This window comes from Micromonospora sp. NPDC048894 (assembly GCF_040649765.1).
Lineage (GTDB): Bacteria > Actinomycetota > Actinomycetes > Mycobacteriales > Micromonosporaceae > Micromonospora > Micromonospora antibiotica.
Genome location: NZ_JBEZFY010000006.1, coordinates 68,619 through 80,872, shown reverse-complemented (window position 1 = coordinate 80,872; position 12,254 = coordinate 68,619). Strand labels below are relative to the sequence as shown.

Annotated in this window: 12 protein-coding genes; 7 read left to right on the top strand and 5 right to left on the bottom strand. The window is 73.6% G+C overall.

The window, feature by feature from the left end; genetic code table 11:
• The first annotated feature begins 81 nt into the window (after positions 1-81).
• A complete protein-coding gene (locus tag AB0C22_RS14915; RefSeq protein WP_357535370.1) occupies positions 82-1,599 on the top strand; it encodes an NYN domain-containing protein in 1,518 nt (505 codons plus the stop codon).
• A 43-nt stretch (positions 1,600-1,642) separates the two neighbouring features.
• On the opposite strand, the gene AB0C22_RS14910 is transcribed toward AB0C22_RS14915, so the two are convergent.
• Together AB0C22_RS14910 and AB0C22_RS14905 are read right to left on the bottom strand one after the other, a co-directional pair.
• Positions 1,643-2,440 (bottom strand): FAD-binding oxidoreductase, encoded by a 798-nt coding sequence (locus AB0C22_RS14910; protein WP_357535368.1) that lies wholly within the window; start codon positions 2,438-2,440, stop codon positions 1,643-1,645.
• Entirely contained in the window at positions 2,437-2,790 is a 354-nt protein-coding gene (locus AB0C22_RS14905) for a hypothetical protein (protein WP_357535366.1), read from the bottom strand. Before AB0C22_RS14905 ends, AB0C22_RS14910 begins: the two co-directional genes overlap by 4 nt.
• A 237-nt stretch (positions 2,791-3,027) precedes the next feature.
• Here AB0C22_RS14905 and AB0C22_RS14900 point away from each other — a divergent pair, with 237 nt between their 5' ends.
• The 6 genes from AB0C22_RS14900 (at position 3,028) to AB0C22_RS14875 (ending at position 8,730) form a co-directional block, all read left to right on the top strand.
• Positions 3,028-3,564: a flavoprotein gene (locus AB0C22_RS14900; RefSeq protein WP_357535364.1), complete on the top strand. Its 537-nt coding sequence runs from the start codon at positions 3,028-3,030 to the stop codon at positions 3,562-3,564.
• 222 nt (positions 3,565-3,786) lie between these two features.
• A complete protein-coding gene (locus tag AB0C22_RS14895) occupies positions 3,787-5,178 on the top strand; it encodes a helix-turn-helix transcriptional regulator (protein WP_357535362.1) in 1,392 nt (463 codons plus the stop codon).
• Entirely contained in the window at positions 5,175-5,723 is a 549-nt protein-coding gene (locus AB0C22_RS14890) for a GNAT family N-acetyltransferase (protein ID WP_357535360.1), read from the top strand. Before AB0C22_RS14895 ends, AB0C22_RS14890 begins: the two co-directional genes overlap by 4 nt.
• Before the next feature lie 198 nt (positions 5,724-5,921).
• Positions 5,922-6,131, top strand: a complete 210-nt coding sequence (locus AB0C22_RS14885; RefSeq protein WP_091237684.1) for a hypothetical protein — start codon at positions 5,922-5,924, stop codon at positions 6,129-6,131.
• Between the two features lie 203 nt (positions 6,132-6,334).
• On the top strand, positions 6,335-7,594 hold the full coding sequence (locus AB0C22_RS14880; RefSeq protein WP_357535358.1) for a M48 family metallopeptidase: 1,260 nt from the start codon (positions 6,335-6,337) through the stop codon (positions 7,592-7,594).
• On the top strand, positions 7,591-8,730 hold the full coding sequence (locus AB0C22_RS14875; RefSeq protein WP_357535356.1) for a glycosyltransferase family 4 protein: 1,140 nt from the start codon (positions 7,591-7,593) through the stop codon (positions 8,728-8,730). Before AB0C22_RS14880 ends, AB0C22_RS14875 begins: the two co-directional genes overlap by 4 nt.
• Positions 8,731-8,812: 82 nt before the next feature.
• Here the strand turns inward: AB0C22_RS14875 and AB0C22_RS14870 are convergent, their stop codons facing one another.
• The 3 genes from AB0C22_RS14870 to AB0C22_RS14860 all read right to left on the bottom strand — a co-directional run bounded on the left by AB0C22_RS14870 (position 8,813) and on the right by AB0C22_RS14860 (position 12,248).
• Positions 8,813-10,573, bottom strand: coding sequence for a bifunctional diguanylate cyclase/phosphodiesterase (locus AB0C22_RS14870; RefSeq protein WP_357535354.1), 1,761 nt, complete (start codon positions 10,571-10,573; stop codon positions 8,813-8,815).
• Positions 10,566-11,375: an SAM-dependent methyltransferase gene (locus AB0C22_RS14865; protein WP_357535352.1), complete on the bottom strand. Its 810-nt coding sequence runs from the start codon at positions 11,373-11,375 to the stop codon at positions 10,566-10,568. Before AB0C22_RS14865 ends, AB0C22_RS14870 begins: the two co-directional genes overlap by 8 nt.
• A gap of 204 nt (positions 11,376-11,579) precedes the next feature.
• Positions 11,580-12,248: a response regulator transcription factor gene (locus tag AB0C22_RS14860; RefSeq protein ID WP_007072219.1), complete on the bottom strand. Its 669-nt coding sequence runs from the start codon at positions 12,246-12,248 to the stop codon at positions 11,580-11,582.
• Between the last annotated feature and the right edge of the window lie 6 nt (positions 12,249-12,254).

The window sequence follows — 12,254 nt, the reverse complement described above, 5'->3', positions numbered from 1 at the left end:
CCAGGGGCCCCGGCCGGCATAGGATGAGAGATCGGCTCACTCAACCGGCGGTGGGCCCGGTCGCGGTGGGAGACTTGCCCCATGCCCCTCACCGAGCCGCACGACGACCGCCTCCCGGAGGAGGGGTCGTCCGCCGCCGTGCCCGAGGCCGGCGGGGACCTGGGTGCGGGGGCACCCGAGCCCGGACCCACCCTGCCCGAGCCGGAGTCCGCGCCCGGCCTGCCCGAGCCGGAGCCAGCCCTGCCCACGCCCGACGAATCCGACGACGGTGAGCCCGGGGCCGGGCTGCCGGAGCCGGAGCCCGTCCTGCCCGAGCCGGTCCGGCAGCGGATCGTGGCCCTCACCGCCGCCGTCCTGCCCGGTCTGCCCGCCGACGAGGTGCCGGTGCCGCTGCGCCGGGTGGCGAAGTTCGCCCCGAACCGCCGGGCCCGGCTCGGTGGCTCGGTGATCGCCGCCCAGCTCACCGCCGACCCGCTGTTCCGGCAGCGGGTCACCGCCCGGGTGCTGACCGACGCCGGTGACCTCGGCGCGGCCGTCGTCGAGGGCACCGCGCCGGCCGCCGCCGACCCGGTCGAGGTGGCCGCCCTGGCCTACCTGGTCCGTCCCCGGGGTTGGCGGGAGCTGATCGACACCAGCGGCGCGGTGGTCCGCGCCGAGGCGGACAGTGCCGTCGTCGCCGAGCTGGTCCGGGAGGCCGAGCAGCGGGCCACCCGCGCCGAGCACGACCGGGCGGTGGCCCGGGTGGAGGCGGACAAGCTCCGCGACGAGCTGGCCCGGGTCCGCGAGGAGCTGGGCCAGCTCCGGGAGGAAAGCCGCCAGCTCCAGCGCAGCCTGCGGGAGACCCAGGCCCGGGAACGCCGGGCCAACGAGCTGCTCGCCACCGAACGTGGCCGGGCCACCCGGGCCGCCGCCGACACCGACGCCGAACTGCGCCGCGCGCGGGCCCGGCTGGCCGAGGCCGAGGCGGCGGCGGGGGTGGCCAAAGCCAGCGCCAAGGAAGCCCGCTCGGTCGACGACGCCCGGCTGTGGCTGCTGCTGGAGACGATCGGTCAGGCCGCCGTGGGGCTACGCCGGGAGCTGGCCCTGGACCCGGTGGACAAGCTCCCCGCCGACTTCGTGGCCGACGCCTTCACCGACGCCCCGGTCACCACCCAGGGCGGGCCGGCCGCCCGCGCCCGGGACACCGACGACCCGGCCCGACTGGACCAACTCCTCGCCCTGCCCCGCGCCCACCTGGTCGTCGACGGCTACAACGTCACCAAGCGCGGATTCGGCGAGATGTCCCTGGAACAGCAGCGCAAACGGCTGATCACCGGGCTGGGCGGGATCGCCGCGCAGACCGGTGACGAGGTGACCGTGGTCTTCGACGGGGCGGAACGGATGCACGGGCTGCCGCCCACCCCGCGCGGGGTGCGGGTGCTCTTCTCCCGCAAGGGCGAAACCGCCGACGAGCTGATCCGCCGGCTGGTCCGGGCCGAACCGCCCGGCCGTCCGGTGGTGGTGGTCTCCTCCGACCGGGAGGTCGCCGACGGGGTACGCCGGCACGGGGCGTACCCGCTGGGCGCGGACTCGCTGCTGCGCCGGCTCGCCCGCTCCTGAGCCGGTGCAGCAGGGCACCCACATCGTCGGTGGTGGTCGCGCGTCAGCGGTGCGTCTTCGTGCGGCGTGGTGGTTCGGGCAGGTGGAGGCGGTCTGCGGGTACCCCGGCGAGGGGTAGCTGGCGGCGGGCGTCGTCGAGAAGCGCTGGTGGGCCGCAGACGTACACCTGGTGGTGGGGTCGGTGGTGGCGCAGGGCGAGGGTGAGCGCGTCGCCCTGCTCGGCCGGCGCGGCGTGCGGGTCGTGGGAGAAGGCGGGCACGATGGTCAGCCAGTCGTGGGCCTGCTGGAGTGTGTCGAGGGTGATCGCGTCGTACAGGTCGGTGAAGGTGCGGGTGGCGGCGATCAGGGTGACCCGGCGGCCGTCGGGGGCGGCGGCGACCTGTTCGACCAGGGCGCGCAGTGGGGCCAGGCCGGTGCCGCCCGCGACCAGCAGCAGGTCACCGTCGCGCAGGTGCAGGCCGGTGTCGCGAGGTGGGCCGAGGTGCAGCAGGTCGCCGGGGCGTACCTCGTTGACGAGGCTGGCCGAGACGGCGCCGGCGGGCACCGCGCGGACATGTAGCTCGATGGTGCCGTCGGGGCGTGGGGCGTTGGCGGGGGAGTACCAGCGCCACCGGCCGGGGTGGTGTGGGGTGTGCACGGGGACGGCCTGGCCGGGGCGGTGCGGCAGCCGCGACCAGGGGCGGACGGTCAGGATGGCGGTGCCGGGGCAGGGCCGGTCGTGATCGATCACCCGGGCCGGCACGCTGTCGCCGGCCCACCCCGCCGGCTCGGCGGTGTCGGCCCGCGTCACCTGCGGCAGCGCGGCGGACCGCTCCGGCGGCGGGTGGTGGGCGGCGCTCATCGGGCCACCGCCCGGCGCACCTGGGCGATCAACCCGTCGGGCAGGTCCGCCGCCCAGCACACTCCGACCAGGTAGTCACCGATGCGCCGGTGCTGCTCCTCGGACAGGCCGAGCCCACCCCAGGCGTCCGCCGGCTCCCCGACGAGCGCGGCGGTCACGCCCGCCGTCAGGTGCCCGGCAAGCCGGACCCGATCCACCCCGATGAGGTACGGCGACAGCTCCGCGTCCGCCGTCACCAGCCGCAACCAGCGGCGGACGATCTCGGCCGGTGTCATGCCGCAGGCGTCCCGCTCCGGCTTGTCGTCGCCGGGTGGCCGGTCCCCGTCGGGGATGTCTGCCCTGGTGGTCATCGTGTCTGCGCCCCTGTGCGTCGCGGAAGGTGGACGGACGCCGGGGCGGGCGGGGACGAGGTCGTGTCGTTCGGGTCGACACCACCCCGGAGCCCGGCACCCGCCCCGGGCCATGCCGTCGACCATCGCCGCTGACCAGGGGTTCCGTTATGCGGTGCTGATCGTGAGCGGCATGCGCGCACCGTATCCGACCGACTACGCGGATGGACCCGCCCGCCCGTGGGTGACACTGCTGGCATGAATGATCGGGGAGTGCTGCATCTCGTGGTCTGCGCGGCCCCGCCGGTGGACCGCATCGGCGAACTCGTCGACCTGCTGATGGCGGACGGGTGGACGGTGTGCCTCATCGCCACCCCGGTCGCGGCGTCCTGGCTCGACCGGTCGGCGTTGCAGGAACAGACCGGCTATCCGGTACGGGCGGAGTGGCGCAGGCCCGGTGATACGGAGCCTCATCCACCGGCCGACGCGCTGCTGGTCGTTCCGGTCACCTTCAACACGGTGAACAAGTGGGCGGTCGGGGCGAGTGACACGCTGGCGCTGGGCATCCTCAACGAGGCGATCGGCACCGGCCTGCCGGTCCACGCCTTTCCCCGGGTGAAGGCGACTCTCGCCGCCCACCCCGCCTACGCAGGGCACCTCCGGTTGCTCGGGGAAGCCGGGGTCGTCTTCCACGACGCCAGCTTCCTCCGGCCCGGCGACGAGATGACGCCCGACCGTTGGGCGATCGTGGTCGACACCCTCCGTCGAACAGGCCGGCCGACCGGTACGACATGAGCGTGGGCGTCCTCGATATGCGCGCTACGTATACCGATCCTGCACGGAGCGGGTTGAATGGCTACGCTCGACTTCGGACTCAGCCGCCCGCGATTGGCGAGGTTGCCGGTGACATCTGCGAACTGCCCACGCTGTGGCGGGCGACTCGCCCGTGACAACGACAGCGGACGCTGCGCGCCCTGTCAGGCCGCGGAGCGAGACCGGCTCAGTGCACCACCCGAGGTGCCGGCGTCCTTCTGGGATCACGAACCGCTCGGGCAGGCGCTCGCCGACCGACACCTCGGGCGGGTGATCAGGGCCTACCGGTTCCACCCCTACCACGGGCGGTTGGCGTTGTCGCAGACCGTGGTGGCGGGCTGGTTGGGGATCACGCAGGCACAACTGAGCCGGGTCGAGAACGGACCGCCGGTGGTGCACCTGGACCGGTTGGCGCACTGGGCGACGATCCTCGGGATACCGGGTGCCCTGCTGTGGTTCAGCCTTCCCGACGCGCGGCCCGGCTCGACCACGGACTCGGCGACAGCACCGGGGGCGTGGGGGCGCGATTGCCATGACCACGCGAACGTTGAGGCAACGTCAGCATCGTTCGCATCATCGATGAAGGGGGTGGTCACGACGGATCGCCGGCAGTTCCACGCACTGGCAGCATTGGCGGGCCTGGCCTCCGTGAGCAATCTGGGCTTCTTCGCCACGCTCGCGGACCAGTCGCCGTCCATTGGCCTCGAACACGTCCGGCTGGCTGGTTCCCTGGTAAAGGAGTTCCGGGAGGCCGACGCGGCGACCGGTGCCAACCAACTGTGCGACATCGCCATCCATGTCCATGGCCGTCTGGCGTCCTGGGCGGCGAAGGCGCACTACAGCCGGGATGTCGGTGAAGCCCTCCAGGCTTCGCTCGCCGACCTTGCCGTGGAGACGGCGTGGCTGGCCCACGACGCCGATCGCAGGGCCGCCGCGCGTCCGTACCTCCACGAGGCGATCGCGAGGGCACGTCTCGCCGACGATCTTCAGGTCGAGGCACGCGCGCTCGCGCAACTCGCACTCCTCGCCTGGAAGTCCCAGCCCACCGAGTCCCTGCACTGCGCGGACGCCGCACTCCGGGTCTCCGCAGGCTGGGCCACTCCACGGCTGCGTACGCTTCTGCACCTTCGGCGGGCATGCGCGTTCGCCGAGCTGAACGACCGCAGCGCCTTCGAGCGCGAGATGCGCAACGCACGCCAGCAACTGGAGCGGGGTACGCGCGAGGAGGATCCCGAGTTCACCCACTTCGTCAACTTCCAAGAGGTCCAGGGCCTGGAGGCGTTGTCGCTCCTCTCGCTCGACCAGCCGAATCGCGCCGCCGAGGCGCTCCGGGACGCCATCGCCAACGGGTCCCCCACACACCGGCGCAACCAGGTCTACTACCGGGTACGGCTGGTCGAGGCGACCTACCGGGAGGGCGACGTCAACGAGGCCGCCCGGATGGCAGTTGACCTCCTACCCGAGGTGCGGCAGATGAACTCCGGCCGGGTGACTCGGCACCTGGCTGACATCCGTTCGACGGTGGGTCAGCTACCTCGACCGGCCGCCCCGGTCCGAGACTTCATCGAAGCCTTCGACGGCGTGGCCGTCCGATGACCGAGAATCTGGCCCTCCGCCACTACGGCGCGGCCGAATCCGAAGGAATCATCGAGCAACTGATCGCTCTTTACCTGGAGGTCCATGCCGGGCAGGGCGATTTCTACGGTGAGGACCGTTACCGTCGCCAACTCTCGGCGCACCGGCAGCGGGACGGCTGGGCGCTGGTCACCGCATGGCTCAACGAGGAGCTGATCGGCTACGTGTACGGGTTTCCACTCGCACCGGACACCCGGTGGTGGGACGGCATCGAGGAACCCGTACCGGTCGGTTTCACCGAGGAGGACGGGCACCGCACCTTCGCCATCTCCGAGTTGTTGGTACGCGCGGCATCGCGGCGGCAGGGTGTTGCGCGGGCACTGCATGACGATCTGGTGGGGAGCCGACACGAGGAGCGGATGACGCTTCTCGCCCGGCCGGACAACGGCCCCGCGCAGGCGGCGTACCGATCCTGGGGATGGCGGACCGTCACCCGCCTTCGACCCGGCTGGCCCGAGGCACCCCTGTTCGACGTGCTCACCCGCGATCCGGGCATGAAGAAGTGACATAGGTTCTGACGAGGGACCATCGGGTGACGTGGACGGATCATCCTGGGTGGCCTGCCGTTGTCCACCGGCTCGGCCCTGGTTGATCACCGGTTGTCCGATTGTGTCGTACCCGATGGTTAGTGTCCGACCTGACCGACGGTGCTCGGGTGGTGACGATGGTCCTCCGCCCGACGCCGCACTGCGTCAGGAGGCACGATGCTCATCGACTGCGACGGTTGCCGGGTCCGGGGCGCGGGCTGCGCCGGCTGCCTGGTGACGGCCCTGCTCGACACCGACTCGCCGGCCGCCGGCCTGGGTGCCGCCGAGCACCGGGCGATCGAGGTGCTCACCCGCTCCGGCTTCGAGGTGGAGGTGCTGGCCCACGAGACCCGCCGGGCCCGGTCCACCCGCCGCCGGGTCGCCTGACCGCCGCCGCCCCGCCGGAGCAGGCCCGCCGGGCCAGCGATGTCCGTGGCTGACGGTTGCTCCGCGCGGGCCGGGTGGGGCCGGGGCACACACCGCGCCGGGGCCGCCCCGGTGGGCCATAGGATGGGCGCTCACGGCGGGAGGAGCGGCGGCATGACACGGGTACGACGCCACACCCGCAGGCCCGTCCACGGGGTGCCGAGGTGACCCCGCGCGGCTGGGCGGTGCTCACCCTGGCGGCGCTGGCGCTGGCCCTGCTCGTCGTCGCGGCCCTGCTGGTCCCGTGGAGCCGACCCCCGGCCCCCCGGTCCGATCAGCTCGCCGCGTTGCGTGACCTGCCCGCCGATCAGGTGGCCCGGGGGCGGGCGTTGCAGGCGGCCCTGCGCCCTGGCCGCTACACCGGGCTGGCCGTCGGGCTCGTCGTGGCGCTGCTGCTCGGGCTGACCCCGCTCGGGGCGAGACTGGTCGAGTTGGCCGGGCGGCCCTTCGGTGACCACTGGATCGCCCGCGCCGTGCTCGGCGGGATCGCCGTGGTGCTCGTCGCCGACCTGCTCACCCTGCCCTTCGCCGCCTGGCGGCAGTCGGTGCTGACCCGCTACGGGCTGAGCACCCAGGGCTGGGGCGGCTGGACGGTCGACCTGCTCAAGTCGTACGCCCTCAGCGCGGTGCTCGCCGCGACCGTGCTGCTCGGCTTCTACACCGTCACCCGACTGGCCCCGCGCTGGTGGTGGGCGTTCGGGGCGGCCGGCGCGGCCGGGCTGGTGGTGCTGCTCTCCTTCGTGCTGCCGGTGCTGGTGGAGCCGGTGTTCAACCGGTTCACCCCGATGGAGCAGGGGCCGCTGCGCACCGAGCTGACCGCGCTGGCCGCCCGCGACGGCGTACCCGTACGGGACGTGCTGGTCGCCGATGCCTCCCGGCGGACCACGGCGGTCAACGCGTACGTGTCCGGGCTGGGGCCGACCCGGCGGGTGGTGGTCTACGACACCCTGCTGCGCGAGGCCACCCCGGCCGAGGTGACCAGCGTCGTCGCGCACGAGCTGGGCCACGCCAAGGACCGGGACGTGTGGACCGGCACGGTGACCGGCGCGCTCGGTGCCGCCGCCGCGGTGGTCGCGCTCTACCTGCTCGGCTCCTGGACGCCACTGCTGCGCCGGGCCGGCGTCGACTCGATCGCCGAGCCCCGGGCGTTCGCGCTGCTGATCGCCCTGGTGACGGTCGTCGGGCTGGTCGCCGGCCCGGTGCAGGCGCTGATGTCGCGTCGGTTCGAGGCGCGGGCCGACGCGCACGCCCTGGCGCTCACCGGTGACCCGGCAACCTTCGAGGCGATGCAACGCCGGCTCGCCGGGGTCAACCGGGCCGACCCGGACCCGCCCCGCTGGGAGTACCTCTGGGCGGCGTCGCATCCGTCGACGGTGGAGCGGATGGCCGCCGCCCGTGCCTACGCCCGGGAGGTCGGTCGATGAGCCGCACCCTGCTGATCACCAACGACTTCCCGCCCCGACCCGGCGGCATCCAGTCGTTCGTGCACCACCTGGCGGTCCGTCAGCCGCCCGGGTCGGTGGTGGTCTACGCCTCCAGTTGGCGCGACACCGCCGAGTTCGACGCCGCGCAACCCTTCCCGGTGATCCGGGACGCCACCCGGGTGCTGCTGCCCACCCCACGGGTCGCCCGCCGGGCCGCCGGGCTGGCCCGCGAGCACGGCTGCGACACCGTCTGGTTCGGTGCCGCCGCCCCGCTGGGCCTGCTCGCCGGAGGGCTGCGGCGACGCGCCGGCATCCGTCGGGCGGTCGCGTTGACCCACGGCCACGAGGCCGGCTGGGCGACCCTGCCCGGGGCCCGCGCCGCGCTGCGCCGGATCGGCCGGCACACCGACGTGGTCACCTACCTCGGCGACTACACCCGGGTACGCCTGGAGCGCGCCCTGCACGGCGTCACCGAGCTGCACCGGCTCGCCCCCGGGGTCGACGTGGACACCTACCACCCGGCGGTGGACGGCGCACCGGTGCGGGCCCGGCTCGGGCTGACCGACCGGCCGGTGGTGGTCTGCGTCTCCCGGCTGGTCGCCCGCAAGGGCCAGGACACGCTGATCCGGGCCCTGCCGGCGATCCGCCGCCGGGTGCCCGACGCGGCGCTGCTGGTGGTCGGGGGCGGGCCCTACCGGGCGACGCTGGAGAAGCTGGCCCGGTCCACCGGTGTCGAACGGGACGTGGTGTTCACCGGCTCGGTGCCGTGGGAGGCGCTACCCGCCCACTACGCCGCCGGTGACGTCTACGCGATGCCCTGCCGCACCCGCAACCGGGGCCTGGACGTCGAGGGGCTGGGCATCGTCTACCTGGAGGCGTCGGCGACCGGGCTGCCGGTGGTGGCCGGTGACTCCGGCGGCGCACCGGACGCGGTCCGCGAGGGCGAGACCGGATACGTGGTCCCGGGCCGCGACGTCGCCCAACTCGCCGACCGGGTGGCCACCCTGCTCGCCGACCGGGACCTGGCCCGCCAGCTCGGCGCGGCCGGCCGGGCCTGGGTGGAGAAGGAGTGGCGCTGGGAGACCCAGGCCCGACGACTCACCGACCTGCTCACCGGCACCACCGCACCCGGCTGAGCCGGCACTGACCGCCCACCGGTGTGGCCCGGCCGGCGTCGCCGCAGCGGCAGGTGCCGGGCCGGTCACCCCGGCCGACCGGTCAGCGGATCTGTTCGAGGATGCGGGCTGCGGGTGCGGGCCGGCCGAAGTGCCAGCCCTGGCCGGCGTCGCAGCCGATGGCGCGCAGCAGGTCGGCCTGGTCGGCGGTCTCCACCCCCTCGGCGGTGACGGTCAGGTCCAACGCGTGGGCCAACGACACCAGCGAGGCCAGGATCCGTTCGTCGGTACGGCTCGCCGGGTCGACCTGCGGGGCACGCAGCCCGGTCACGAACTCGCCGGCCATCTTCAGCTCGGTCACCGGCAGGTCCCGCAGGTAGGCCAGGTTGCTGTAACCGGTGCCGAAGTCGTCGATGGCGATCCGCACGCCCAGGTCGTTGAGCGCCCGCAGGGCCCGGACCGGGTCCTCCGCGCCGGCGCTCATCATCGTGCTCTCGGTGATCTCCAGCTGGAGCCGTTGCGGTGGCAGGCCGGTCTGGGCCAGCAGCCCGCGTACCTCCTGCACCAGGTCGGGGCGGTTCACCTGCCGGACGGCGAGGTTGACGCTGACGAACGGCGCCGGCCCACCGTCGGCACCCCAGCTCTCCGCCTCCCGGCACGCCTCGGCGAGCACCCAGCCGCCCAGCCGGACGATCAGCCCGGTCTCCTCGGCCAGCCCGATGAAGCTGTCCGGGCGCAGCACCCCCAGCTCGGGGTGCCGCCAGCGGACCAGCGCCTCCACCCCCAGCAGGGTGCCGTCGCGCAGCGACGTCAGCGGCTGGTAGTCCAGGAAGAACTCACCCCGGTCCAGGGCGGCGGGGATCGCCGCCGACAGGGCGTACCGGGCCAGTTCGGTGCGGTGCCGGGCCGGGTCGAACAGCGCCCACCGGGCACCGCCGGCCGCCTTGGCCCAGTGCAGGGTGCTGTCGGCGGCCCGCATCAACTCGCCGGGCGTGGTGCCGGCGACCGGTCGTTCCACGATGCCGACGCTGGCCGTGACGCTCAGCTCGTGCCCGTCGACCAGGGCCGGTTCACTGACCGCCGCCAGCGCCGCCTCGGCCGCCTTGACCACGTCGTCGGTGCCGCCCGTCCGCTCGACCAGGATCACGAACTCGTCGCCGCCCAGCCGGGCCACCAGGTGCTCGCCGAGCGCCCGACGCAGCCGTTGCGCCATCTGCACCAGCAGCGCGTCGCCGAGCTGGTGCCCGAGCGAGTCGTTGACCACCTTGAACCGGTCGAGGTCGAGGAAACAGACCCCGACCCGGTCGGCACCCCGCCCCGGCGCGTTGATGGCGGCGGCGAGCCGTTCGGTGAACAGGGTGCGGTTGGGCAGGTCGGTGAGGGGGTCATGGGTGGCCTGGTGGCGGAACCGGGACTCGCTGTCGCGCAGCGCCCGTTCGGCCTGCGCGCGGGCCACCATCGCGGCCCGCCGGATCGACTCCTGCTCGTCGAGCGTCCGGTCGCGCAGCGCGCGGGTGTACCCGGTGGTGATGGTGGCGAGCAGCCGGGCCAGCCGGTCGGAGATGTCGTCGCCGACGAGGCCGAGGTCACGCAGCAGACGGAGCTGGATGACCTCGACGGTACGCCCCAACCCCTCGGCCGAGGCGATGTGCGCGGCCACCAGTTCGGCACCCACCTGGTGGCCGACACGCGGGTCGAACGGCTCGGCCCGCAGCGCGGCGGCCAACCGGTGGGTGAGCCGTTGCAGCAGCTCCTCGAGTTGGGCCTGGGTCATCGGCAGGTAGCTGGTGCCGGAGACCGCCTTGGCCCAGGCGCGGGCGAAGGTGCCCGGGCAGGACGCCCCGGGGGTCACCGGCTCACCCATCGAGACGCCCGACGCCGCCCAGGAAGCCGGCCCGTTCGGCGTCCTCGGCGCTCTCCGGTGTCTCGGGTCGCCACTGCGGCACCCAGACCACCCCGGGGTCGACGAGCGTGAAACCGTCGAAGAACGCGGTCAGCTCGGCCCGGCTGCGGATGCACAGCGGATTGTCGGTACGCCGGTAGACCCGTTCCGCCTCGACCCGCTCCGCCCTGCGGCGACCGTCCTCGCCGGCCTGGGAGAGGACCAGGTGACTGCCGGGGGCCAGCGCCGCGCGCAACGTCCGCAGGGTTTCCTCCGGATGGTCCGCGTGCGGGATGAAGTGCAGCACCGCCACGACCAGCACCGCCACCGGCTGGGAGAAGTCGATCAGGCGGGTCACCTCCGGGTGCCGCAGGATCGCCTCCGGCCGGCGCAGGTCCTCCCGGACGACGGTGGCGTTGCGGTTGCCGGCGAGGATCTCCTGGCTGTGCGCCACGGCGACCGGATCGACGTCGACGTAGACCACCCGGGCGTCCGGGGCGGCCCGCTGGGCGATCTCGTGCACGTTGCCGACGGTGGGGATGCCGGAGCCGATGTCGAGGAACTGCCGGATGCCGGCGTCGATGAGATGTTGCACCACCCGGCGCAGGAACGCCCGGTTGGCCTGGGCCATCAGCGGCGCGTCGGGGACCGCGTCGACCATCGCCCGGGCGGCGACCCGGTCGGCGGCGAAGTTGTGCGAGCCGCCGAGATAGTAGTCGTACATGCGGGCGACGCTGGGGCGTTCGACGTCGATGTCGTCGGGTGCCCAGTCCGGTCGCTGCATCCCCAACCCCTTTGTCGAGTATCACCACGTGGGTCGTAGCCTGCGCGGTTCACCCGGGTATTGTGCCCGCCCGTTGCCCAGGTGCAAAGACCGCGATCTGTGCGCGATCATCCCCTCACCGGGTGCAATCGAAACCTGTGGATCGCCCGGCAGGCCCGGTCCGACGAGGGATCCGGGCCTGCCGGCCTGCGGGTGGGGACCCGCTCAGAACTTCGGGGCGTCCGGAGCCTCGAGCAGACCCAACCGCAGGGCGGTCATCAACGCCTGCGCCCGGTTGGCCGCACCCAGCTTCTCGTAGAGCTTGGAGATGTGGGTCTTGGCGGTGGACTCGCTGACGAAGAGCTGCTTGGCGATGCCGGCCACGCTCATGCCGTCGGCGAGCAGCCGCAGCACCTGCCCCTCGCGGGGGGAGAGCTGCGGGCCGGACGGGGCCAGCCGGCGCTTCATCGCCTCGGCCAGGTCGGCCGCGGTGAACGCGCTGGGCGAGGAGGCGGCGTGCCGGGCGGCGGCGACCACCTCGTCGGCCGGCGCGGTCTTCGGCACGAACGCGCTCGCCCCGGCCTCCAACGCGCCGAAGAGCTGGTCGTCGCCGGCGTACATGGTGAGCACCACGATGCCCATCGACGCGCTGGACTTGCGCAGCGCCCGGGTGGCCTCCAGGCCGCTGCCGTCGGGAAGCCGCAGATCCATGATCACGACGTCCGGTTGCAGCGCGCCGGCCTGGCGCACGCCCTCCGCCGCCGTGGCGGCCTCGCCGACGACCTCGAACTGACGGTCCCGCTCGAAGGCGTGCCGCAGCCCCTTGCGGATCAGGTCGTGATCGTCGACAAGGAGGACCTTGGTACGGGTGGCCGGTGTCGGGCTTGTGGTCATCCTCGA